The organism is Microbacterium sp. NPDC089186, assembly GCF_040685115.1.
GTDB lineage: Bacteria > Actinomycetota > Actinomycetes > Actinomycetales > Microbacteriaceae > Microbacterium > Microbacterium galbum.
The window spans coordinates 485426-507888 of the sequence record NZ_JBFBHJ010000003.1; the positions used below are offsets into that span (position 1 = coordinate 485426).

The following is a 22463-nucleotide window of genomic DNA, read 5'->3' on the forward strand; positions in this document are numbered from 1 at the left end:
GATCCGCGCCGAGGCGTGCGAATCTGACCCGATCCCGAAGGAAGGAGCGCGCCCCATGACCGCAGGTGCCGACACCGGATTCTCGACCCGCCAGGTGCACGCGGGCTCGGCCACCGCGCCCGCCACGCCGCGGGCCACACCGATCTACCTGACCGCGGGGTTCACCTTCAGCGACCTCGACGAATCGGCCGAGCACTTCGGGACCGGCGCCGGCTTCGGGTACAGCCGCACCGGCAACCCGACCGTGCAGGCCGTCGAGGAGCGCCTGGCCTCGCTCGAGGGCGGGGATCAGGCCGTCCTCGTCTCAAGCGGCCAGGCCGCGGTGACCGTGGCCCTGCTCGCCCTTGCCGGCGCGGGCGACCATGTCGTCGTCTCGGAGCACATCTACGAGGGCACGCGCGGACTCCTGCTCGACAACCTCGCGCGGCTGGGGGTCGAGACGACCTTCGTCGACGTCTCCGATCCGGATGCCGTCCGCGAAGCCGTCACACCCCGGACGAAGGCCCTCTTCGCCGAGACCCTCTCCAACGCCCGCAACGACGTGCTCGATGTCGCCGCCGTCGCCGCGGTCGGTGCCGAGCGCGGCATCCCCCTCGTCGTCGACAGCACCTTCACCACGCCGTACCTCCTGCGCCCGATCGAGCACGGCGCGGCCGTCGTGGTGCACTCCGCGAGCAAGTTCCTGGCCGGTCAGGGGGCGGTGCTCGGCGGTGTCATCGTCGACGACGGACGCTTCGACGCCGCGGCATCCGGGCACCTCTTCCCCCACCTGGTGCAGACCGACCGGCTGGGCGGCGCGAGCTACGCCGAGAAGCACGGGCCCCGCGCGCGCGGGCAGTACATCCGCGAGAGCGTGGCGCCGCGCTTCGGACCCTCCCCGTCGCCCCTCAACGCCTTCCTCATCGGCCAGGGCATCGAGACGCTGAGCCTGCGCGTCGAGCGCCAGTCCGCGAACGCGCTGGTGGTGGCGCGGTGGCTCGAGGGGCGCCCCGAAGTGGAGCGCGTCGATTACGTCGGGCTCGAATCGCACCCCCACCACGCTCTCGGCGAGCGGTATCTCCGAGCCGGGCACGGCTCGGTCTTCACCGTGACCCTGCGCGGCGGGCTCGAAGCCGCGCGTCACCTCGTGCAGTCGGTACGCCTGATCACGCACATGACGCACCTCGGTGACGTGCGATCGCTCATCCTGCATCCGCAGAGCACCTCCCACTCCGCACGCACGGTCGCCGAGCGCGAGCGGGCCGGCGTGTTCCCGGGCACGGTGCGATTGTCGATCGGCATCGAAGACGTGGACGACATCATCGCCGACCTCGAGCAGGCGCTCGTCGGTGTGCCCTCCCTTGAGCGGAAGACGGTCGTCCTGTGAGCCGCCTGCAGCATTTCGGCTGGTTCCTGGCGCGCGGCTTCGGCCCGCACGGCTGGGGGCACCCGTACCTGCGGTGGAACCACCGATGGACCGAGCCCGGGCTCTACCAGGATTCCGCGCGCACCCTCGAGCAGGCGGGCTTCGACCTGCTGATCATCGAGGACGCGCCCTCGCTCGGCAGCGCCGACACGATCGACCTGCGCGTGCGCCACGCCTTCGGCGGCCCCAAGCACGACCCGCTGCTGCTCGCACCGTACCTCTTCGCGGCGACGCAGCACCTCGGCGTCGTCCCGACCGTCAATCCCGCGGCCTCCCTGCCCTACACCGCCGCCCGACAGTTCGCGACGCTCCAGCACCTCAGCGGGCACCGCCTGGGCCTGAACGTCGTCACCGACACCGGCAGCGCACGCCACTTCTCCACGGCTCCCCAGCTCGGGCACGATGCGGCGTACGACCGTGCCGAGGAGTGGCTCGACGGCATCCGGCAGCTCTGGCGCAGCTGGGGCGAGGGCGCCCTCGTCGTCGATGAGGAATCCGGCGTCTACGCCGACGGCACGAAAATGGATGCCACGCATCACCGCGGCGAGTACTTCGGGTTCGACGGGCCGCTGAACGCCATCCCCTTCACCGACGGCGAGCCCGCCATCGTCTCCCCCGGCGGCTCGGGCCGCGGTCTTTCGTTCGCCGGGCACAACTCGGACGTTCAGCTCGCGCTGGCGCCGCTCGACGAAGCGAGCATCCGCGCGTATCGCGGGCGCATCCACACCGCTGCCGAGGCGGCCGGGCGCTCCGCCGCCGACATCAAGATCCTCTTCGCGATCCAACCCGTGCTCGTGTCGTCGCCGGAGGAAGCCGACCGGCTGGTGGCGGCATCCGCGGATCCCTCCGACGACGCCCTGATCGCTATCGCGCGCAAGCAGTCGAGCGACCTGGAGACCGACCTGACGGGTCTGGATCTCGACCGCCCTCTCGAGCGCTCGATCTTCGGCGAGCACGTGTCGGAGGGCAGCATCCGGCGCCTCGTCGGGAAGCACGACGCCGACACCCCGCTGCGCACACTCCTCGCTGCGCACGCACGCCTCGGCCGCTTGAACGACGGCTCCGGCTTCGTGGGCACGGCCGACGAGTTCGCCGACCGCATCGAGGAGCTCGGCGAGTGGGGCAACGACGGCGTGCTGCTGTGGGGCGACCTGCACCCGGTCACGGTGCACCGGGTGCTGGACGACCTGGTGCCGATCCTCCGGCGCCGCGGCATCCTCCGCGAGGAGTACGTCGACGGCGGTCTGCAGGCGAACCTGCGCGCGTTCTAGATCCCGGACGTCGGGAGGCCGGGGCCCAGACGGTGGCCGAGCTCCCGCGAGGTGGCTGAGCCTGTCGAAGCCACCGTCCCCCGCGCACGTCCGGACCCTTCGACGGGCCCAGGGTCCTCCCGGTCTCGCGCGCTCCTGCTGCGCCGCCGGATCAGTCGCGCTCGGGCTGCTCCACCGTCGAGGGGGTGCCCTTCTCGTCGGCGACGACCGCCGCAGCATCCTGACGTCCATCGGCATCCGGGTCCCGACGCGCCGCGATCAGGCTCGCGACCGTGGCCACCGCCATCGACAGGATGATCACCGCGAGCGAGACCCACGTCGAGATCTCGGGCGCCCACTCGATCGCCTCGCCGCCGTTGAGGAACGGCAGCTCGTTGACGTGCATCGCGTGCAGGATGAGCTTCACGCCGATGAAGGCGAGGATGAACGCGATGCCGTAGTGCAGGTACTTCAGGCGGTCGAGCAGGTCGCCGAGCAGGAAGTACAGCTGGCGCAGACCCATGAGGGCGAAGAGGTTCGCGGTGAACACGATGAACGGGCTCTGCGTGATGCCGAAGATCGCGGGGATGGAGTCGATCGCGAAGAGCAGGTCGGTCACACCGATCGCCACGAACACGATGATCATCGGCGTGAACAGCTTCTTGCCGTTCACGCGGGTGATGACCTTCTTGCCGTCGTAGGAGTCGCTCATGGGCAGCACGCGACGCAGCGTCCGCACGATGAGGTTCTCTTTCTGCGCATCGTCGTCGTCGTCGCCCGGGAACGCCTGCCGGATCGCGGTGTAGATCAGGAACAGGCCGAAGAGGTAGAAGATCGGGCTGAAGTTCTCGATGATCGTCGCGCCGACCAGGATGAACGCCCCGCGCAGGACGAGCGCGATGATGATGCCCACCATCAGCACTTCCTGCTGGTAGCGACGCGGTACCGAGAACTGGCCCATGATCAGCACGAAGACGAAGAGGTTGTCGATCGACAGGCTGTATTCGGTGAGCCAGCCGGCGACGAACTGGCCCGCGACCTCTCCCCCGGCGACGATCCACAGGACGCCCGCGAAGATCAGCGCGAGAGTGACGTAGAAGACGACCCACAGCGTCGACTCCTTGGGCGCCGGGATGTGCGGACGCTTGAGGATGATCAGCAGGTCGGCGATCAGGATGACGACCAGCACCACCAGCGTGATCGTCTGGAAGAGCGGGTCGAGCTGCAGCTCCATCGCGTGGCCTTTCTCCGGGGGAAACGCTCGAGTCTATCGAGCGCCCTTCGTCGGCCCGCGGGTTATGCAAGTACTTCTCATTGCGTGCGTAGTTGTGCGAGACGATCCGCCGCGCGCGGACACCTCTCAATGAGAGAGTGCTCGAAGAGCCTCGCCCGACCGGGAAGGGATGCCGATGACCGACGCCGTGATCGACGACAGGGCGCTCGTCGCGCGCGCCGCCGCCGGGTCGGACGCGGCCTTCCGGGAGCTGTATCGCGCCTACGTGCGGCCCGTGTACTGGGTCGCGTTCGGGCTGGTCGGCCAGGCCGCGGACGCGGAGGACGTCACCCAGGAGACCTTCGTCGTCGCGTGGCGGAAGATCCCGACGCTGCGCCTGGAGGGCGATTCGCTCCTCCCGTGGCTCGCGACGATCTGCCGCCTGCAGGCGCAGAATCGCCTGCGGGCGCGTCGGCGGCACGGCAGTCACGCCGAACTCGACGCGGACATCCCCTCCATCGTCGACGTCGAAGCGCAGGTCGTGCAGGTGCAGACCGTCGCCGCCATCCTGGCCGCCGTCGACCGGTTGAGCGAGCTCGACCGCGAGATCTTCCGGCTGTGCGCGGCGGAGGGCTACGGGTACGAGGCCGCCGCCGCCTCGCTGGGCGTGTCGCACGGCACGGTGCGCAACCGCCTCTCCCGCATCCGCTCACGGATGCGCGCCACCGCGATGGAGACGGAGACACCATGAGCAGCCCCACCCTCCCCACCCTTCCCGCCGATCGTGTGGATGCCATCGAGACGGCCGTCTTCGGGCGGATCGCCGATGAGCGCGACCGTCGTCGCCGTCGTCGCCGCGGCGTGTGGACGGGCGTCGGCGCTGCCGCGGCCGTCGTCGTGGTGGCCGCCGTCGTGGGCCCCTCGCTCGGCACGACCTCGGGCGTCAGCGGTTCGTCGACCGCCGTGGGAGCGGCCGATAGGGCGCCGGAGAGCGGGACGACCGATCAGTCCGCCCAGGGCTTCGCCGGCGCGGGGGCGGGTTCCGCCCCGGTCGCCCCCGACCAGAGCGGCGCGGGAGTCCGGTCCGAAGCCTCCGCGTCGACGGCCACCGCCGGGCGGGAGATCGTCGCCACGGGGTCCAGCACCGTGGCCGTCGACGACATCGGTACCGCCATCGAGGCGATCGGCGACACCGCCACCGCCGCCGGCGGCTACGTCGAATCGTCGCAACTCGGTGACGGCGGTGTCGCGATGCCCCTCGAGGGTGCCACGACCAGCGCGACGCTCTCGTCCGGGTGGATCACCGTCCGAGTGCCCGCGGACTCGCTCACCGGCGTGATGGACAGCCTCGGCGACGTGGGCGAGGTCACCGCGACCAGTGTGACCCGGTCCGACGTCACCGACCAGGCGATCGATCTGCGCGCGCGGGTGGCCGCCGGCGAGGCCTCGGTCGCCCGGCTGACCGAACTGATGGCCCAGGCCGGCTCGGTGTCCGACCTCATCGCCGCCGAGTCCGCCCTCGCGGAGCGGCAGGCTCAGCTCGACAGCGATCGGCAGGTCCTGCAGTCGCTGTCCTCCCAGGTGGAGATGTCGTCGCTGAGCGTGCAGCTGACCGCCCGCACGGCATCCGTCGCCGCCGACCCGGCCGGCTTCGGCGACGGCCTCTCCGCCGGGTGGAACGGGCTCGTCGCGACGCTGAACGGGGCGGTCATCGGTCTCGGGTTCCTGCTGCCGTGGATCGCCGTGGCCGCGATCGCCGCGGCCGTGGTGTGGGGCGTTCGCCGGATCATCCGCCGCCGCCGCGCCGCACGCGAGAGCTGAAGGGATGCCGCGGAGCCTCCGGGCGGTGGGGCCCAACCCGCGCATGCGGCTCCTCGTCCTACTGAGGTCGCCGACAACGAAAAAGAGCTCCGACCATCCGGTCGAAGCTCTTCTTCGTGTTGGTGACCCCAGCGGGATTCGAACCCGCGTTACCGCCGTGAGAGGGCGGCGTACTAGGCCGCTATACGATGGGGCCGCGTCGCAACGTGTTCAAGTATGCACCACGAATGACGCGCACGCAAAATCGGGGCCGAGCCGCCGATATCCCGGGCGTGTCCGGCCACGGTACCGCGATCCGGCGGTCAACGGAAGAGGCGTTAGACGCTGTTCACCTCACGCGCCAGCGCTTGCCGCCCCCTGGCATCCGGGAGTTGGATCGGAGTATGCGCCTCACCAAACACGAACACGCCGCTCTCGTCGTCGTCGAATCCGGGCACACGCTCGTCATCGATCCCGGCAGCTTCACCTCGCCCCTCGAAGACCTGGTGGGTCTCGTCGGCGTGGTCATCACGCACGAGCACCCCGACCACTGGACCCCGGAGCACCTGACGCGACTGCAGAAGGCCCACCCCGACGTGCCGATCTACGGCCCCGAGGGCGTTCGCGACGCCGCTGCCGGGTTCGAGGTGATGGTCGTGAAACCCGGCGACCGGCTCGATCTCGGGTCGTTCCACCTCGAGTTCTTCGGCGGACGTCACGAGGTGATCCACGAGTCGATCCCCGTGGTCGACAACGTCGGCGTCCTCGTCAACGACACGCTCTACTACCCCGGCGATTCCTACGCGGTGCCGAAGCACAAGAAGGTCTCGCTCCTCGCCGCGCCGGTCGGGGCCCCTTGGCTCAAGATCGGCGACGCGATCGATTACGTCCTCGCGGTCAAGCCCGAGCGGGTGTTCGCCACCCACGACATGACCCTGTCGGTCGCCGGCAAGCAGATGGGCGACGCCCGCCTGACGTGGGCGGTCGAGCAGAACGGCGGCTCCTTCGTCGATCTGAAGCCCGGCGACTCGGTCGAGGTCTGACGCCCCGAGACGGCGCGACTCCGGCAGACCAACGCCGTTTACGTCCTGAGCGACCAATTCGCGCCTGTTCAGAGTAGGTGTGTACGGCCCCCGCCGGGCACACAGAAACACCGGATGCCACGAGCCCTGGGGCCCGTGGCATCCGGTGTTCTGAGAAACCAGTGCTTACTGCGCGTCGAGGTCGGTCTCGAGGAGCGCGACGAGCTCGTCGAGCGCCTGCTCGGCACCCTCGCCCTCGGCCTTGAGCGTCACGACCGTGCCGTGGCCGGCGCCGAGACCCATGAGCGACAGGATGCTGCCCGCGTTGAGGTCGGGACCGCCCTGGGCGGCGATCGTGACCGGGACCTTCTTCTCCTGCACGGCCTGCACGAAGAGCTTGGCGGGTCGGGCGTGGAGGCCCGAGGCGCTGGCGATGGTGGCCTGACGTTCTGCCATGGTGAATCCTTCCGATTCGACGGGGTGTTACGCGGCGACCGTGGCTGCGGGAGCAGTCTCGGCGACGGCGGCGTCCTTGGTGCTGCGGCCGATGCCCTTGAGGGCGACGACGATCAGCGCCGTCACGACGGTACCCGCCACGATCGCGAGGGCGAAACCCCAGAAGGGGTTGATCGCGAAGAAGACGAAGATGCCGCCGTGCGGGGCGAACGACTGCGTGCCGAACAGCATGCTCAGACCACCGGTGATGGCACCGCCCACCATCGACGCGGGGATGACGCGCAGCGGGTCGGCCGCAGCGAACGGGATCGCCCCCTCGGAGATGAACGAGGCGCCGAGCAGCCACGCGGCCGCGCCGTTCTCGCGCTCGACCGGCGTGAACTTCTTGCGGGCGAGAAGCGTCGAGGCCAGGGCCATCGCGAGCGGCGGGACCATACCGGCGGCCATGACCGCGGCCATGATCAGGTACGGAGCCGTGTTGGTCTGCGTGGCGGCGGCGAGGCCCGTGGTGGCGAAGACGTAGGCGACCTTGTTGACCGGTCCACCGAGGTCGAAGCACATCATGAGGCCCAGGATCACGCCGAGCAGGATCGCACCGGCGCCGGAGGCGGCGAGCGAGTTGAGACCGTCGGTGAGGGCGGCCATGAGGGCGGCGATCGGACGACCGAGGAAGAGGATCATCAAACCCGAGGCGAAGATCGATCCGAGGAACGGCACGATGACGACGGGCATGAGGCCCCGCAACCAACGCGGCGCGTCGAAGCGGCCGAGCCACCAGGCGATGAAGCCGGCGAGCAGACCACCGATGATGCCGCCGATGAAGCCCGCGTTCATGAGCACGGCGACGGCACCGGCCACGAAGCCGGGCGCGATACCGGGGCGATCGGCGATCGCGTAGGCGATGAAGCCCGCGAGCACGGCGACGATGAAGCCCATCGACGTCGCACCGATCATGAAGGCCACCGAGCCGAGGTATTGGCCGATCGGGCCGAGCGGCGAGGTGATGCCGTCGGTCGGGAGGTCCCACAGCGAGTTCTGGATGATGACGTTCGCGGCGTTCTGCGTCACCTGGTAGCCGCCGAGCAGGAAGCCCAGGGCGATCAGCAGACCGCCACCGGCGACGAACGGGATCATGTAGCTCACACCGGTGAGCAGCCATCGCTGGATGCGACGGCCGACCGACTGCTGGGCCGCCGGAGCGTCGGAGGCGGATACCGTGGCGGCGCCCTGCACGCGTGCGGCGTTCGGGTTGTCGGACGCGGCGAGGGCCTCGGCGATGAGCTGCTTCGGCTGTTCGATACCGCGCTTGACGCCGGCGCGGACGACCGGCTTGCCCGCGAAGCGCTGCGGCTCGCGGACGTCGACGTCGACCGCGAAGATCACGGCGTCGGCGTCGTCGATCACGCTCTGCGGGAGCGCCTTGTAGCCGCTCGAGCCCTGCGGCTCGACGACGAGCTCCACGCCGTCGGTCTCGGCACCGGCCGCGGTGAGCGCGTCGGCGGCCATGAAGGTGTGGGCGATGCCGGTGGCGCACGCGGTGACCGCGACGATCTTCTTCGTCTTGGTGGCCGTGGCGGTGCGCGCCTCGGCGCGGGTCGCGGCGGGGGCCTCGGCGGCCGGGGCGGACGCCGGGGCGGGGTTCACGGCATCCGTGATGATGCGCACGGCGTCGGACGGCGTCGTCGCTGCACGAAGACCCGACATGAAGCCGTCGTTCATGAGGCTGCGGGCGAGCTGCGACAGCACCGCGAGGTGGGCCTCGTCGGCGCCCGCCGGCGCGGCGATGAGGAACACGATGTCGGCGGGACCGTCCGGGGCGCCGAAGTCGACGCCCGGCGTGAGGCGGGCGAAGGCGAGGGTCGGTTCGGTGACCGACGCGCTCCGCGCGTGCGGGATGCCGATGCCGCCGGGCAGGCCGGTCTCGTCCTTCTGCTCGCGGGCCCACGCGTCGTCGAAGAGCTCTTGAGCGCTCGTCGCGCGGCCCTGCGCGACGACGCGCTCGGCCAGGGCGCGGATCACCGACTGCTTGTCGGTGCCCAGGGGCACGTCGAGAGTGACGAGCTCCGGAGTGATGATGTCGGACATTGTCGTGACCTCCGTGGTCAGGATGTGGCGATGGGGGTGGCGAAATCGGATACGGCGATCGGGCCCGCGGGCAGATCGGCCGGTGTCGGGGCCTGCGTCCCCGGCAGGGTCGCGGCAGCGGCGCCGTAGGCGATGCTGCGTGCGAGACGGTCGGGGGCCGAGGCCCCGTCGAGATCGGCCAGCAGATAGCCGGCGAGCGAGCTGTCGCCCGCGCCGACCGTGCTGGCGACCTGGATCTTGGGGGCGCGTCCGCGCCAGGCTCCCTCGGCCGTGAACAGCAGGGCGCCATCGGCGCCGAGGGTCACGAGAGCGGATGCCACACGGCCGGGCACGAGGGCCGTGGCTCGACGCACCGCCTCGGCGAGCACGTCGACGTCGTCTGCGGCATCCTCGCCCACCAGCTCCGCGAGCTCCTCGTGGTTGGGCTTGATGAGGTCGGGGCGCGCGCTCTCGACCACGGCCGCGAGGGCCTCGCCCGAGGCATCGACGGCGATGAGCGGGGCGGCGACACCCCACCGCGTGCGGACCGCGGACACGAGATCGGCGTAGAACGACGCGGGGACCCCGGGAGGCAGCGACCCGGCGAGCACGAGCCAGGTTGCCCCTTCGGCCGCCGCGACGACACCCGCCGTGAGGGCTTCGGCCTCGGCGGCGCTCAGCTCGGCGCCGGGAAGGTTGAGCTTGGTCGTCTCGCCGGCGGGGTCGGTGATGGTGAGGTTCGCGCGGGCACGACCGGCCACCTCGACGATGTCGAGGCCGATGCCGGTGTCCTCGAGCAGGACGCGATAGGGGTCGTGGGCGCCGACCGGCACGACCGCGCGGGCCGGGGCGCCGGCAGCCGTGACGACGCGCGCGACGTTGACGCCCTTGCCCCCGGCATCCTCCCGCGACGACACGGCGCGCTGGACCTCGCCCGGGACGAGGGCGTCGGACAGCACGACGGCGCGGTCGGCCGAGGGGTTGGCGGTCAGGGTGACGATCATGCGACGCGCACCTCGACGTCGGCGTCGGCGAGGGCGTCGGCCAGATCGGCGGGCGGGGTCGCATCGGTGACCAGGACGTCGATCTCGTCGAGCTGGGCGAAACGCACGAGCAGTTCCTCTCCGAACTTGGCCGCATCCGCGACGAGCACGACGCGGCGGGCCGACTGGATGATGGCGGCCTTCACCGCGGCCTCGTCGGGGTCGGGCGTGCTGAGGCCGAAGCCCGCACTGAGGCCGTTCGTGCCGACGAAGGCGATGTCGGGCCGCAGCTGACCGATCGTGCGGACCGTGTGCGCGCCGACCGCGGCGGCGGTGACCCCGCGGACGCGGCCCCCGATGGTGGTCAGTGACAGGCGGTCATCGCCGGAGAGCACATGCGCCGCTTCGAGCGAGTGCGTCACGACCTCGACGGCGCCGACACCCGCGACGAGAGCCTCGGGCAGCAGAGCGGCCACCGCAGCGGGCGTCGTCCCCGCATCGAGGAAGACCGAGCCGCGGAAGTCCGGACCCAGCAGCGAGACCGCGGTCGCGGCGATCGCGCGCTTCGCATCGCCGTGACGTTCGCGGCGCTCGGTGAGCGGGGACTCCGCCGTGCTGGCCCGACCGGCGTCGACCGCTCCGCCGTGGACGCGACGGAGGGAGCCGAGGCTCTCCAGACGGTCGAGGTCGCGACGCACGGTCTCCGTCGTCACGTCGAAGCGGCGGGCGAGATCGACTACGCTGACGCGTCCGACTTCGCGCAGTTCGCGCTCGATGAGCTGCTGGCGCTCCATTGCGTACACGGGATCTCCTTCGAAGATTCCCACACAGTACAACATGAACCCACACAGGGCAACAGAATGATCGGATCCAGCGAAGATGCGCGGCGCACCGACACGGCGGAACGCGTCCTCACGGGAAAGGCGCGGCACAGCGGCGCGCGGGCGCGCGGTCCTCCGCCGCTCTCCCCGCGCGACGAACGGGCGGGCCTCGAAGACCCCCGCTCGACACGAGATGACGAGCGGTCGGCGCTTAAGGCGCCACCACGGAGATCGTGAAGTCGACCTGCTTCCCGTCAGGGCCGGTGACGGTCGCAGCCGTCGTCCCGAGCGCGCGGGCGATGAACCCGGGGCGGAACACCGCGCCCTCCGAGGGTCCGCCGGCGGAGAATTCCCCGATCGTCACGTCGGCGGTGGTACCGGCCCACTCCGCCTCGGTGCCGTCGGGGACGGCGACGACGAGCGCGCTCCCGATGGCGACGCGGACATCGGTCCCCGCGAGGTCGTCAGGCGACGCGATGGCGCGCTCCGGCACCTGCGTGCCCGGCGACGCCGACGGAGAGGGCGCGCGGGCGCTTTCGGCCGGAATGACAGGGGAGGATGCCGTGGGCGCGCAGCCCGCGATGACGAGCGGCAGCCCGACCGCCACCGCGGCGACGACGCGCGGCCTCCCCCGTTCGGCGCGCGACGGCGGAGTCGCGGCGCGACGCATGATCACGCGCTCAGCCCCTCGCGCCCTCGGCGGGCGGGACCGGGATCTCGATCGAAGCGATGGGCGCGTCGACGAGCCCCAGCAGACCGGCCGGGGAGGCTTCGGGGTGGTCATCGTCGGGGAGCATCTCGGCGCGCGTCCGCTGCCGCACCGGCTCACCGGGCAGCCCGGCCCACTCGCTCGGTTCCTCGGGTCGCTGTACGAAGAGTCCCATCGCACCAGTGTGCGCCCGCCGCTTCGGCGTGGGCTGGGAGAAACGGAAAAGTCCCGACGATCTCTCGATCATCGGGACTTTTCTCGAAGCTGGGGTACCTGGACTCGAACCAAGAACAACGGAACCAGAAACCGCCGTGTTGCCAATTACACCATACCCCAAGGCGCTGAGCCGGAACTCGTGCCGAGGATCAAGCTTACGTGAGAGCCGCTCCCCTGCCAAATCCCGCCCCGCCCGCGCGCGTCGCGCGGACGAGGACGCTCAGCCCAGGTGCTGCACCAGAGCGTTCAGGCGCCGCAGCGTCTCGTCCTTCCCGAGCAGCTCCATCGACTCGAACAGCGGCGGCGACACCCGCCGGCCCGTCAGGGCGACGCGCGGCGGACCGTAGGCCACGCGCGGCTTGAGTCCCAGTTCGTCGACGAGCGCCGTCGACAGCGCCGCCTGCACACCGGCGGCGGTGAAGTCGTCGACGCCCTCGAGGGCGCGGGAGCATGCCGTGAGCACCTCCGCCGCGTTCGCGGGAAGCCCCTTCAGCGCGTCCTCGGCGTACGACACGTCGGAGACGAAGAGGAAGCCGAGCATGCCCGGGACCTCGCCGAGCAGCTGCACGCGTTCCTGCACGAGGGGCGCTGCGACGGCGATGATGGCGCGGTGCTCCTCCGACGGCTCCTCCGCGATATACCCCGCGCCCGCGAGGTAAGGGACGATCCGCGCGGCGAAGTCGTCGGCATCCAGCATGCGGATGTGGTCGCCGTTGATCGCCTCGGCCTTCTTCTGATCGAAGCGTGCCGGGTTCGGGTTCACGTCGGCGATGTCGAAGGCGGCGATCATCTCGTCGAGCGAGAAGACGTCGCGATCGCTCGCGAGCGACCACCCCAGCAGCGAGAGGTAGTTGAGCAGGCCCTCGTGGATGAAGCCCTTCTCGCGCTGCAGGAACAGATCGGCCTGCGGGTCGCGCTTCGACAGCTTCTTGTTGCCCGTCTCGCCCAGCACGAGGGGCATGTGGCCGAAGCGCGGGATGAACGTCGTGACCCCGGCATCCACCAGGGCCGAGTACAGAGCGAGCTGGCGCGCCGTCGACGGCATGAGGTCTTCACCGCGGATGACGTGGGTGATGCCCATGAGCGCGTCGTCGACCGGGTTCACGAACGGGTACAGCGGCACTCCGCCGGCGCGCACGAGCACGAAGTCGGGGAACGACCCCGCCGGGAACGTCACCTCGCCGCGGATGAGGTCGACGTAGCTGAGGTCGTGATCGGGGACGCGCAGACGCCACGCGGGCTGACGCCCCTCGGCGCGGAAGGCCGCACGCTGCTCATCGGTGAGGTCGCGGTCGAAGTTGTCGTAGCCGAGCTGCTTCGCGCGGCCGTTAGCCTCGTTACGGGCGTCGATCTCCTCCGCCGTCGAGTAGCTCTCGTACACCGCGCCGGCCGCGACGAGCTTGTCGAGCACCTCGCGATAGATCTCATGGCGCTGCGACTGCCGGTACGGCGCGTGCGGGCCGCCGACCTCGACGCCCTCGTCCCAGTCGATGTTCATCCACCGCAGCGCGTCGAGGAGCTGCTGGTAGCTCTCCTCGCTGTCGCGCGCGGCGTCGGTGTCTTCGATACGGAAGACGAGCTTGCCGCCGTTGTGCCGGGCGTAGGCCCAGTTGAACAGGACGGTGCGGATGAGACCGACGTGGGGCAGGCCCGTCGGGGACGGGCAGAAGCGGACGCGAACGTCGGCGCCGGTGGCGGTCGTGGTGCGGGGATCGGGCGTGGCAGACATCCCCTCGATCCTACCGGCGGGCGTTACCGGACCGATGGTCGGCCAGCACCTCCGCCACGACCTCGAGGGCCGCACCGACCGCGGGCACGCTCTCGGCGCCGCGGGCGGTGACGACGTGCAGCGTCCGGGCTTCGGCGGCGGGGAGGCGCGGCACCGCGATCCCGGCGGGGAGGGGAAGGGATGCCACCGCCATGCGCGGCAGGATCGCCATGCCGACGCCGAGCGCGACGAGGTTCTCGACGGCGATGTAGTTGTCGGTCTCGAACGCGATGTCGGGGGTGAAGCCCGCCCGCCCGCAGGCCTCGAGCAGGTGCCCGCGGCACTGGGGGCAGCCCGCGATCCATCGCTCCCCCGCGAGCTGCGAGAGGTCGATCGGGTCGTCGGTGGCGGCCGGGTGCTCGGCGGGGACGACCACGACGGTGTCGTCGTCGCCGAGACGGCGCACCGAGAGCCCGGCGGCGGCCTGGGCGAGCTGCTCCCGGCGGTCGCCGGGGTAGCTGTAGATGAGCGCGATGTCGGCGCGATCCTCGCGCACCGCCGAGATGGCCTCGGGCGGCTCCGCCTCGACGAAGCTGATCGAGACGCCGGGGCGGCGGGCCGTGACCGCGGCGATGACGCGGGGCACGACGGTCGACGACGCGGAGGGGAACGCCGCGATCCGCACGCGTCCGGCGCGCAGCCCCCTCAGCTCCGCGAGGTCGCCCGCGGCGGCATCGAGGGCCGTCGTCACCGTGGCTGCGTGCCGGGCGAGCACCCAGCCGGCCTCGGTGAGGCGCACCCCACGCCCGACGCGCTCGACGATGGGCATGCCCGCGCGCTGCTCGAGGCGCCGCAACTGTTGACTGACCGCGGGCTGGCTGTAGCGGAGGGCACGCGCCGCGGCGGTGATCGATCCGGTGTCGGCGATCGCTTTGACGACCCGCAGGCCGTGGGCGTCGAGGCCCTCGTCGATGTCGCTCATCCGAACACATAAGCAGGATGGATGCTTCTCATGCAACACCTGCCCTAGTGCAATAGGCGCTGACGGACGAACCTGGTTCCATGAGCAGCCTCGCCTCGCACTTCGCCGGCGGCCGCGACTACCTCGCCGCCTGCACCCTCGGCCTACCGTCGCGCGAGACGGTGCGCGCCGTCCGCGCGGATCTCGACGCCGCGGCATCCGGTCGCCCCGACGTCGTCGCGGCCTCGCAGGCAGTGGAGGACGCCCGCGCGTCGTACGCCCGCCTCGTGAGCGCGCCGCGGGGCGACGTCGCGATCGGATCGCAGACGTCGGTGCAGGTCGCGCTCGTCGCCGCCTCGGTTCCCGACGGCGCCGAGGTGCTCTGCGCCGAAGGCGACTTCTCCTCGCTCGTCGCGCCGTTCGCCCACGCGGGTCGAGGCATCCGGTTGCGCACCGCTCCCCTCTCGGAGCTCGCGGCCGCTGTGTCCGCCGACACCTGGCTCGTGGCCTTCTCGCTCGTGCAGTCGGCCACCGGCGACGTGGCGGATGCCGTGGGCATCGCCGCCGCCGCCGCACGCGCGGGTGCGCGGACGCTCTGCGACCTCACGCAGGCCGCCGGGTGGCTGCCCGTCGACGCGACGATGTTCGACGCGACCGTGTGCCACGCCTACAAGTGGCTGTGCTGCCCCCGCGGCGTCTCGTTCCTCACCATCTCACCCGCGTTCGCCCACGAGATCCGATCGGTGCAGGCCGGCTGGTACTCCGGCGACGACCCGTGGTCGTCGTGTTATGGAACGGGCGGCGCGCTGGCCCCCGACGCGCGCCGCTTCGACGTCTCGCCGGCGTGGCAGGCCTTCGTCGGCGCCGCTCCCGCCCTGGCTCTGTTCGCCGATGCCGACATCACCGCGACGTACGCGCACACCACGGGCCTCGCCGCGCGCTTCCGCGACGGCCTGGGCCTGGCTCACCCCGAGCGCCCCTCGGCCATCGTCACCTGGCCGGATGCCACCGGCGAAGCCCTCGCGCAGCTCACCGCCCACGGCATCACAGCGTCGGGCCGCGCGGGTCGCGCCCGGGTGGCCTTCCACGTCTTCAACGACGAGCGCGACGTCGACCGCGCCCTGCATGCGCTCGGCGTGCGCGGGATCGAGAACCTCTCGGCCTTCGACGGCCTGGTCTACGCGATCTGACCCACTCCCCCGTGCGAGGTGCCGAGAATCGTCGCTCGGTGGGGCTCGAAAGCGATAATTCTCGGCGACTCACCCGCGGGTGCGGAGCGCCACGACGGCGGTGATGCAGACCACGGTCACCGGAACGAGCGCCCAGAGGGCGAGACCGCCGTACCCGACGAGGCCGAGAATCACGCCCGCGAGTACGGAGCCCGCAGCCGCGCACGCCGTCATCAGCGTGTCGCTGCGTCCCTGACGACGCGGCCGCAGCGCCACCGGCGTCGCCTCGGTGAGCAGGGCGGAGCCGGCCACCGTCGCCGCGCTCCATCCGAGGCCGAGCAGCACCAGCGCCACCAGGACGCCGGCCTGGGAGCCACCGAAAGCCGACGCGGTGGCGAGCGAAGCCGCGAGCAGCACCTGCCCGAGCACGATGACGGGGATCCGCCCCCGGCGGTCGGCCAGGATGCCGAACACCGGCGACAGCCCGTACATCCCGAACACGTGGAGGGCGATCGTCACGCCGACGGCCAGGGTGACGGCCTCCGGGGCGACGATGTGAGACAGATGGACGGGCGTCATCGCCATGACCGACGCCATCGTCACGTGCGAGGCGGCGACCGCGAGCATCGCGAAGCGCGCGAGCGCGGGACTGTCGGCCTGCGGCACGGCAGGGGCGGATGCCGTGCTCTCACGATCGAGGCGTTGGGCGAGCAGCAGCGGATCCGGGCGCAGGACGAGCACGTAGAGCGCGAAGGCGCACGCCTGGGCCGCGAACGAGAAGAGGTACGCCCCGGTGAGGCGCGGCATCCCGATGCTCGCCCCGAGGAGTTCGCCGGGAGCGAGCAGGAGCGGACCGACCACTCCACCCACCGTGGTCGCCCAGACGACCGTGGCGAGGTCGCGGCCCCGCCGGGCGGTGGGTGCGAGATCGGTCGCGGCGAAACGCGACTGCAGGGTCGCGGCGTTGCCGGCTCCGATCAACGCGATCCCCACGAGCAGCAGGGGGAAGGCGCGCGACGCCGCCGCGGCGATGACCACCGCGATGCCCGTCAGCGCGGCGATGTTGCCGGTGGTCAGCGCGAGGCGCCTCCCCCGGCGCGCAGCGAGACGCGCGAGAGGGATCGCCGTCAACGCGGCCCCCAGCGTCACCGAGGCGGTCGCGAAGCCCGACAGCGCCCCCTGGCCCGACAGGTCGGCGGCGAGGAGGGCGCCGAGCGAGAGCGTCGCCCCGAAGGCCACGCCGGTGAGCACCTGCCCCGCCGCGAGCACGCGCACCGTACGGCGCTGCGTGGCGACGAGGTCGACACCCGCCGGCGCGGCGGTGTCAGGCATCGCGGGCGGTGTTGCGCAGCACCCCGATGCCGCCGATCTCGACCTCGACGACGTCGCCCGCACCGAAGGAGCCGATCCCGGCGGGCGTTCCGGTCAGGATCAGGTCGCCCGGAAGCAGCGTGAACACCGCGGAGGCGTAGGCGACGAGGGTCGGGATGTCGTGGATCATGTCGGAGACCGGGCCGTCCTGACGGACCTCGCCGTTCACGCGGGTCACGATCGTGGCCGATGAGACGTCGAGGTCGGTCTCGATGACCGGGCCGACGGGGCAGAAGGTGTCGAACCCCTTCGCGCGCGACCACTGGCCGTCGCTGCGCTGCAGATCGCGCGCGGTGACGTCGTTGGCGACGGTGTAGCCGAAGATGTACTCCCCCGCCCGCTCGACCGGGACGTTCTTGGCGATACGGCCGATGACGACGGCGAGTTCGCCCTCGTAGTCGGTCTGCGAGCTGAGGGCCGTCGGGCGCACGATGACGTCGTTCGGGCCGATGACGGAGGTGTTCGGCTTGAGGAACATCAGGGGCTCGGCGGGCGCCTCACCCCCCATCTCGGCAGCGTGGTCGTGGTAGTTCTTACCGATGCACACGACCTTCGAGCGCGGGATGACGGGGGCCAGCAGCGTCACGTCGGAGAGGGGGATGCGCTCACCCGTGGTGTCGAACCCGGCGAACATGGGGTCACCCTCGAGCACGACGACGTGGTCGTCGTCGACGATGCCGTAGCGGAGGGCGTCCTGGTGGCTGAATCGAGCGATCTTCACCGGGCCAGCCTATCCGCGGGGTCCGATACGGGCGGGGCCCGGTCCCTTCGACAGGCTCAGGGACCTCGCTCCCGTTGCGGCTGCGACGTCGGGGGCTGAGCTTGTCGAAGCTCTCGGTGCACGGACGAAGGGGCCCCCGGCATCCGGGAACCCCTCCATCCGACGACGCGGATCAGGCGTCGAGGCGGTACAACCAGCCGTGCTTGTCTTCCGCGCGGCCGTACTGGATGTTCGTCAGCTCTTCGCGCAGTTCGAGCGCGAGCGTCCCCGAAGGCTGCTCGTCGATGAAATCGCGCCCCTTGAGGATGCCGATCGGGGTGACCACGGCAGCGGTGCCGCACGCGAACACCTCGACGATGTCTCCGGATGCCACGCCCTCGCGCCACTCGGTCAGCGAGACGTTGCGCCCCTCGACGTGGTGGCCGCGGTCGCGCGCGAGCTGCAGAAGCGAGTCGCGCGTGATGCCCTCGAGGATCGAGTCGGACTGCGGAGTGACGATCGTGCCGTCCTTATAGACGAAGACGACGTTCATGCCGCCGAGCTCCTCGACGTTGCGATCCTGGTCGAGGAAGACGACCTGGTCGCACTCGTTCTCGTACGCCTCGGACTGGGGAAGAAGGCTCGCGGCGTAGTTTCCGCCGGTCTTTGCCGCCCCCGTGCCGCCCTTGCCCGCGCGCGAGTAGTCCTCGCTCAGCCAGATCGAGACCGGCTGGACGCCGCCCTTGAAGTAGGCGCCGGCCGGGCTGGCGATCAGGTAGTACGCGACCTTATGAGCGGGACGGACGCCGAGGAACGCCTCCTTCGCGAACATGAACGGCCGCAGGTAGAGGCTCTGGTCCTCGCCGGAGGGCACCCACGCGCCGTCGACGGCGATGAGTTCGCGCAGCGACTGGAGGAAGTACGGAACGGGCAGCTCGGGCAGCGCGAGGCGTCGGGCCGAGCGCTGCAGCCGTCGCCCGTTCTGATCGGGCCGGAAGGTGTGGACCGACCCGTCGGCGTGGCGGTAGGCCTTGATGCCTTCGAAGATCTCCTGGCCGTAGTGCAGCACGGCCGCAGCCGGGTCGAGCGAGATCGGGCCGTACGGAGACACTCGGGGGCGGTGCCAGCCGCCGCGGACCGACCAGCAGATGTCGACCATGTGGTCGGTGAAGCTCTGCCCGAAGCCGGGGCTGGCGAGGATCGCGTCGCGGTCGGCGGTGCTCTTGGCCGCGAGGTTGCGCGTGACGGAGAACTCGAGCGGGTCGAGTCCGGTGTCGGGGTCGGTGTCGATCGTGGTCATCTTGATCCAAAACTCTTCGTATGCCGAGGGGCGAGGCGGGCCGGTCGGTCCAGGTTACGCCTGGACGCGCGCGGCGATCGCGTCGCCGATCTGAGCGGTGGTGCGCGAGCCCTCGCGGCCGGCGATGTCGTCCTCCACCGCGCGGGTGACGCGGGCGGATTCGTCGGTGAGCCCGAGATGATCGAGCAGCAGCGCGACGGAGAGGATCGCGGCCGTGGGGTCGGCCTTCTGGCTTCCCGCGATGTCGGGCGCCGATCCGTGCACGGGCTCGAACATCGAGGGGAACGCGCCGTCGGGGTTGATGTTGCCCGATGCGGCGAGGCCGATGCCACCGGTGACGGCGCCGGCCAGGTCGGTCAGGATGTCGCCGAAGAGGTTGTCGGTGACGATCACGTCGAAGCGGCCCGGGTTCGTGACCAGGAAGATCGTCGCCGCGTCGACGTGCAGGTAGTCTACGTCGACCCCCGGGAACTCGGATGCCACGGCATCCACGATGCGCTTCCACATGCCGCCCGCGTGGACGAGCACGTTGGTCTTGTGCACGAGCGTGAGCGTGCGGCGACGGCGCTCGGCCAGGGCGAAGGCGTACCGAACGACGCGCTCGACGCCGTAGGCCGTGTTGACCGAGGTCTCGTTGGCGACCTCGTGCGGGGTTCCGCGGCGGATGGCACCGCCGTTGCCGACGTACGGCCCCTCGGTCCCCTCGCGCACGACGACGAAGTCGATGTCGCCCGGGTCTGCCAGGGGGCCCGCGGCGCCGGGGTAGAGCTTCGACGGTCGCAGGTTGACGTAGTGGTCGAGCTCGAAGCGGAGCTTCAGCAGCAGGCCGCGTTCGATGTTCGCGTCCTTCAGGCGCGGGTCGCCGGGGACCCCGCCGACGGCGCCGAGCAGAATCGCGTCGTGGCCCGCGATCGCGGCAAGGTCGTCGTCGGTGAGCGTGTCGCCGGTCTCGAGGTAGCGCCCGGCGCCGAGCGAGAAGGGCGTCTTGTCGAAGACGACATCCGACTCGGCGGTGACGGCGTCGAGCACCTTGACGGCCTCGGCGACGACTTCGGGACCGATGCCGTCACCGGGGATGACGGCCAGCTTCACGACACGCGACATCGCTCTCCTCAGAGCTCGGGGCACGTCACTTCGTCGACGCGCCGCGGGTTCCTCCCAGGGTAGTGGCAGCGATCACCGCGGCCACGACGATCAGCCCCGCGCCGATCAAGGCCGTGATGACCACGCCGGAGTCGAAGGCGTGCGCGGCGGCGAGCCGCAGGGCGTCCGCCAGCGCCGGGTCGTCGAGGGTCTGCGACACCGCCACGGCCCCGGCGAGGGTTTCGCGGGCCGCCTGGGCCGCGGCATCCGGGAGCCCCGCCGGGAGCACCAGCTGCGCCCGATAGAAGGCCGCGAGGATGCCACCGAGCACGGCGGTGCCCAGCACCGCGCCGACCTCGTAGGCCGTCTCGGAGACGGCGCTCGCGGCACCGGCCTTGGCCGAGGGAGCGCTCGACAGGATCAACTCGTTCGACACGGTCTCGGCGGCACCGATACCGATGCCCAGCAGGCCGAACGCCACGATGAGCTGGACGAGGTCGGCGGTCGAGAGCGCGACGAGGACATACGCGACGACAGAGAACGTGAGCGCGACGGGCACGACCACGCGCGGGGCGAACCGCTTCGCGACCGGCACCACGGCGAGTCCGGAGACGATCATGAGTACGAGCCCGGGCAGGAGCGCGAAGCCCGCGACCATCGGCGACAGCCCCACGACCAGCTGCAGGTGCTGCGCGACGAAGTAGAGGAATCCGACGAGTCCGACCACGCTGAGCAGGTTCACGAGGATGGCGCCGGAGAAGGTGCCTCGACGGAACAGCGACATGTCGAGCATCGGCGTGGGCAGCGAGCGCTGACGGCGCACGAACAGCCATCCGAAGACGATGCCGACGACGAAGAGCGCCGGGGCGAGCGAAAGCGGGCCGTCGACGGCGAGCTTCTTGATGCCGTAGACGATCGGGACCATCGTCGCGAGCGAGAGCAGCACGCTGACGGGGTCGAAGCGGCCGGGGTGCGGGTCGCGACTCTCGGGCACGAAGAACGGGGCGAGGATCAGGAGGGGGATGAGCACGGGCACCGCCATGAGGAACACCGATCCCCACGAGAAGTGCTCGAGGAGGAAGCCTCCGACGATCGGCCCGAGGGCGGCGCCCGCCGAGAAACCCGACGCCCAGATGGCGATGGCGAAGCGCCGCTGATCGCGGTCGCGGAAGATGCTGCGCAGGAGCGACAGCGTCGACGGCATCAGCATGGCGCCGAAGACGCCCATGAGGGCGCGGCCGGCGATGAGCAGGGCCGCCGTGGGCGCGAAGGCCGACAGTGCGGAGACGGCCGCGAAGCCGGTCGCGCCGATCAACAGCAGACGCCGACGGCCGAACCGGTCGCCCAAGGTGCCCATCGTGACGAGCAGGCCCGCGAGCACGAGCGGGTAGACATCGATGATCCACAGCTGCTCGATGCTGGACGGCTGCAGCGACAGTGCGATCTCGGGCAGCGCGAAACTCAGCACCGTGTTGTCGACCGAGACCAGCAGCACGGGCAGCATGAGCACCGCCAGCGCGAACCACCCGCGCCACCCGGCGCGGGTCACGGTGATCTCCGAGGTGGGCATCGACGAGGTGAGCATTCTTCCGATCCGTTTCTTAACCGTCCAGCCGGTATAGTATCAGGTCCGAGGTCCCACCCGCCAGTACGATCGAGGAGTCATGAGTCGCCCCCCTCTCGCCCGCGAAGCCGTCCTCGACGCCTTCACACGGATCCTCGTCGACGAGGGCGAGCGCGCCGCGACGATGGATGCCACGGCGCGCGGCGCCGGCGTGTCGAAGGGCGGCCTGCTCTACCACTTCAACTCGAAGAGCGCTCTCGAAGCGGCACTGGTCGACCGCCTCGAGCGCCTGGCGCAGGAAGACGTCGACGAGATCGAGAAGTCCGCCGAAGGCGTCGTCGCGGCGCATCTTCGTTCGTCGCAGAACACCGGGTCCCCGCTCGATGTGACCATCCTCGCCGTCTCACGGCTCGCCCAGAACGGCAACGATGCGGCATCCGCCTCGCTTCGCCGGGTGCGCGAACTGTGGGAGGAGAGCCTCCGCGCGCACACGCGCGACGAGACGGCGCTGCAGATGGTGCTGCTGGTCAGCGACGGGCTCTACTTCAACGCGGTCCTCGACCTCAACGCCGTCCCCGGCCCGACCCTCGAGGGACCGGAGCTCGACAAGCTCATCGACGCCGTGGTGGCTGCCACCACCTGAGGCAGCCAGTCCGCAACGCGACGCG

General features: G+C 70.9%; 21 protein-coding genes and 2 tRNA genes. 7 read left to right on the top strand and 16 right to left on the bottom strand.

The features are described from left to right. Window positions 1–55: 55 nt before the first annotated feature. Window positions 56–1366, top strand: a complete 1311-nt coding sequence (locus AB0N82_RS12585) for a PLP-dependent transferase (RefSeq protein WP_363391973.1) — start codon at window positions 56–58, stop codon at window positions 1364–1366. Next, window positions 1363–2676 carry an LLM class flavin-dependent oxidoreductase gene (locus AB0N82_RS12590; RefSeq protein ID WP_363391975.1) on the top strand — a complete coding sequence of 438 codons (1314 nt, stop codon included), beginning with the start codon at window positions 1363–1365 and terminating at the stop codon, window positions 2674–2676. Before AB0N82_RS12585 ends, AB0N82_RS12590 begins: the two co-directional genes overlap by 4 nt. Before the next feature lie 151 nt (window positions 2677–2827). Here AB0N82_RS12590 and AB0N82_RS12595 read toward each other — a convergent pair whose 3' ends face one another. Further along, the gene (locus AB0N82_RS12595; RefSeq protein ID WP_363391977.1) at window positions 2828–3889 is read right to left on the bottom strand and encodes a TerC family protein; all 1062 of its coding nucleotides are present in this window, start codon (window positions 3887–3889) and stop codon (window positions 2828–2830) included. Window positions 3890–4064: 175 nt separating this feature from the next. Between AB0N82_RS12595 and AB0N82_RS12600 the strand changes: the two genes are divergently transcribed. Both AB0N82_RS12600 and AB0N82_RS12605 read left to right on the top strand, forming a co-directional pair. Continuing rightward, a complete protein-coding gene (locus AB0N82_RS12600) occupies window positions 4065–4619 on the top strand; it encodes a sigma-70 family RNA polymerase sigma factor (protein WP_363391979.1) in 555 nt (184 codons plus the stop codon). Further along, window positions 4616–5689, top strand: coding sequence for a DUF4349 domain-containing protein (locus AB0N82_RS12605; RefSeq protein WP_363391981.1), 1074 nt, complete (start codon window positions 4616–4618; stop codon window positions 5687–5689). The genes AB0N82_RS12600 and AB0N82_RS12605 overlap by 4 nt, the downstream gene beginning before the upstream one ends. A 120-nt stretch (window positions 5690–5809) precedes the next feature. Here AB0N82_RS12605 and AB0N82_RS12610 read toward each other — a convergent pair. Further along, window positions 5810–5885 (bottom strand) — tRNA-Glu (locus tag AB0N82_RS12610). A 187-nt stretch (window positions 5886–6072) separates the two neighbouring features. On the opposite strand from AB0N82_RS12610, the gene AB0N82_RS12615 reads away from it, so the two are divergent. Continuing rightward, entirely contained in the window at window positions 6073–6711 is a 639-nt protein-coding gene (locus AB0N82_RS12615) for an MBL fold metallo-hydrolase (RefSeq protein WP_363391983.1), read from the top strand. 165 nt (window positions 6712–6876) lie between these two features. Here the strand turns inward: AB0N82_RS12615 and AB0N82_RS12620 are convergent, their stop codons facing one another. From AB0N82_RS12620 to AB0N82_RS12660, 9 genes are all read right to left on the bottom strand, one after another. Next, entirely contained in the window at window positions 6877–7146 is a 270-nt protein-coding gene (locus AB0N82_RS12620; RefSeq protein WP_058623374.1) for an HPr family phosphocarrier protein, read from the bottom strand. A gap of 27 nt (window positions 7147–7173) precedes the next feature. Continuing rightward, window positions 7174–9231: a fructose-specific PTS transporter subunit EIIC gene (locus AB0N82_RS12625; RefSeq protein WP_363391985.1), complete on the bottom strand. Its 2058-nt coding sequence runs from the start codon at window positions 9229–9231 to the stop codon at window positions 7174–7176. 17 nt (window positions 9232–9248) lie between these two features. Beyond that, window positions 9249–10214: a 1-phosphofructokinase family hexose kinase gene (locus AB0N82_RS12630; RefSeq protein ID WP_363391987.1), complete on the bottom strand. Its 966-nt coding sequence runs from the start codon at window positions 10212–10214 to the stop codon at window positions 9249–9251. Beyond that, entirely contained in the window at window positions 10211–10996 is a 786-nt protein-coding gene (locus AB0N82_RS12635) for a DeoR/GlpR family DNA-binding transcription regulator (protein ID WP_363391989.1), read from the bottom strand. The genes AB0N82_RS12630 and AB0N82_RS12635 overlap by 4 nt, the downstream gene beginning before the upstream one ends. Window positions 10997–11225: 229 nt before the next feature. Continuing rightward, the gene (locus AB0N82_RS12640; RefSeq protein ID WP_363391991.1) at window positions 11226–11690 is read right to left on the bottom strand and encodes a hypothetical protein; all 465 of its coding nucleotides are present in this window, start codon (window positions 11688–11690) and stop codon (window positions 11226–11228) included. Between the two features lie 4 nt (window positions 11691–11694). Continuing rightward, window positions 11695–11898, bottom strand: coding sequence for a hypothetical protein (locus AB0N82_RS12645; RefSeq protein ID WP_363391993.1), 204 nt, complete (start codon window positions 11896–11898; stop codon window positions 11695–11697). Between the two features lie 89 nt (window positions 11899–11987). Beyond that, window positions 11988–12059: transfer RNA gene (locus AB0N82_RS12650), tRNA-Gln, on the bottom strand. Window positions 12060–12159: 100 nt separating this feature from the next. Continuing rightward, entirely contained in the window at window positions 12160–13668 is a 1509-nt protein-coding gene (gene gltX, locus AB0N82_RS12655) for a glutamate--tRNA ligase (protein WP_363391995.1), read from the bottom strand. Between the two features lie 10 nt (window positions 13669–13678). Then, window positions 13679–14629: a LysR family transcriptional regulator gene (locus AB0N82_RS12660; RefSeq protein ID WP_363391997.1), complete on the bottom strand. Its 951-nt coding sequence runs from the start codon at window positions 14627–14629 to the stop codon at window positions 13679–13681. Window positions 14630–14709: 80 nt separating this feature from the next. Here AB0N82_RS12660 and AB0N82_RS12665 point away from each other — a divergent pair, with 80 nt between their 5' ends. Continuing rightward, window positions 14710–15798 carry an aminotransferase class V-fold PLP-dependent enzyme gene (locus tag AB0N82_RS12665; protein WP_363391999.1) on the top strand — a complete coding sequence of 363 codons (1089 nt, stop codon included), beginning with the start codon at window positions 14710–14712 and terminating at the stop codon, window positions 15796–15798. Window positions 15799–15867: 69 nt separating this feature from the next. On the opposite strand, the gene AB0N82_RS12670 is transcribed toward AB0N82_RS12665, so the two are convergent. The 5 genes from AB0N82_RS12670 to AB0N82_RS12690 form a co-directional block, all read right to left on the bottom strand. Further along, window positions 15868–17109, bottom strand: coding sequence for an MFS transporter (locus AB0N82_RS12670; protein ID WP_363392001.1), 1242 nt, complete (start codon window positions 17107–17109; stop codon window positions 15868–15870). Beyond that, window positions 17102–17869 carry a fumarylacetoacetate hydrolase family protein gene (locus AB0N82_RS12675; protein ID WP_315995473.1) on the bottom strand — a complete coding sequence of 256 codons (768 nt, stop codon included), beginning with the start codon at window positions 17867–17869 and terminating at the stop codon, window positions 17102–17104. Before AB0N82_RS12675 ends, AB0N82_RS12670 begins: the two co-directional genes overlap by 8 nt. A gap of 172 nt (window positions 17870–18041) precedes the next feature. Continuing rightward, window positions 18042–19148, bottom strand: coding sequence for a branched-chain amino acid aminotransferase (locus tag AB0N82_RS12680; RefSeq protein ID WP_363392004.1), 1107 nt, complete (start codon window positions 19146–19148; stop codon window positions 18042–18044). 54 nt (window positions 19149–19202) lie between these two features. Further along, window positions 19203–20252, bottom strand: a complete 1050-nt coding sequence (locus tag AB0N82_RS12685; protein ID WP_363392006.1) for a 3-isopropylmalate dehydrogenase — start codon at window positions 20250–20252, stop codon at window positions 19203–19205. A gap of 25 nt (window positions 20253–20277) precedes the next feature. Beyond that, entirely contained in the window at window positions 20278–21801 is a 1524-nt protein-coding gene (locus tag AB0N82_RS12690) for an MFS transporter (protein WP_363392008.1), read from the bottom strand. Window positions 21802–21895: 94 nt separating this feature from the next. Between AB0N82_RS12690 and AB0N82_RS12695 the strand changes: the two genes are divergently transcribed. Then, the gene (locus AB0N82_RS12695) at window positions 21896–22438 is read left to right on the top strand and encodes a TetR/AcrR family transcriptional regulator (protein ID WP_315995469.1); all 543 of its coding nucleotides are present in this window, start codon (window positions 21896–21898) and stop codon (window positions 22436–22438) included. Window positions 22439–22463: the final 25 nt, after the last annotated feature.

Bases quoted from the DNA above. Each gene is read 5' to 3' on its own strand.
- AB0N82_RS12585 (WP_363391973.1), top strand. From the start codon at position 56: ATGACCGCAGGTGCCGACACCGGATTCTCGACCCGCCAGGTGCACGCG.
- AB0N82_RS12595 (WP_363391977.1), bottom strand. From the start codon at position 3,889: ATGGAGCTGCAGCTCGACCCGCTCTTCCAGACGATCACGCTGGTGGTG.
- AB0N82_RS12600 (WP_363391979.1), top strand. From the start codon at position 4,065: ATGACCGACGCCGTGATCGACGACAGGGCGCTCGTCGCGCGCGCCGCC.
- AB0N82_RS12605 (WP_363391981.1), top strand. From the start codon at position 4,616: ATGAGCAGCCCCACCCTCCCCACCCTTCCCGCCGATCGTGTGGATGCC.
- AB0N82_RS12615 (WP_363391983.1), top strand. From the start codon at position 6,073: ATGCGCCTCACCAAACACGAACACGCCGCTCTCGTCGTCGTCGAATCC.
- AB0N82_RS12620 (WP_058623374.1), bottom strand. From the start codon at position 7,146: ATGGCAGAACGTCAGGCCACCATCGCCAGCGCCTCGGGCCTCCACGCC.
- AB0N82_RS12625 (WP_363391985.1), bottom strand. From the start codon at position 9,231: ATGTCCGACATCATCACTCCGGAGCTCGTCACTCTCGACGTGCCCCTG.
- AB0N82_RS12630 (WP_363391987.1), bottom strand. From the start codon at position 10,214: ATGATCGTCACCCTGACCGCCAACCCCTCGGCCGACCGCGCCGTCGTG.
- AB0N82_RS12645 (WP_363391993.1), bottom strand. From the start codon at position 11,898: ATGGGACTCTTCGTACAGCGACCCGAGGAACCGAGCGAGTGGGCCGGG.
- gltX (WP_363391995.1), bottom strand. From the start codon at position 13,668: ATGTCTGCCACGCCCGATCCCCGCACCACGACCGCCACCGGCGCCGAC.
- AB0N82_RS12660 (WP_363391997.1), bottom strand. From the start codon at position 14,629: ATGAGCGACATCGACGAGGGCCTCGACGCCCACGGCCTGCGGGTCGTC.
- AB0N82_RS12665 (WP_363391999.1), top strand. From the start codon at position 14,710: ATGAGCAGCCTCGCCTCGCACTTCGCCGGCGGCCGCGACTACCTCGCC.
- AB0N82_RS12670 (WP_363392001.1), bottom strand. From the start codon at position 17,109: ATGCCTGACACCGCCGCGCCGGCGGGTGTCGACCTCGTCGCCACGCAG.
- AB0N82_RS12680 (WP_363392004.1), bottom strand. From the start codon at position 19,148: ATGACCACGATCGACACCGACCCCGACACCGGACTCGACCCGCTCGAG.
- AB0N82_RS12685 (WP_363392006.1), bottom strand. From the start codon at position 20,252: ATGTCGCGTGTCGTGAAGCTGGCCGTCATCCCCGGTGACGGCATCGGT.
- AB0N82_RS12690 (WP_363392008.1), bottom strand. From the start codon at position 21,801: ATGCCCACCTCGGAGATCACCGTGACCCGCGCCGGGTGGCGCGGGTGG.
- AB0N82_RS12695 (WP_315995469.1), top strand. From the start codon at position 21,896: ATGAGTCGCCCCCCTCTCGCCCGCGAAGCCGTCCTCGACGCCTTCACA.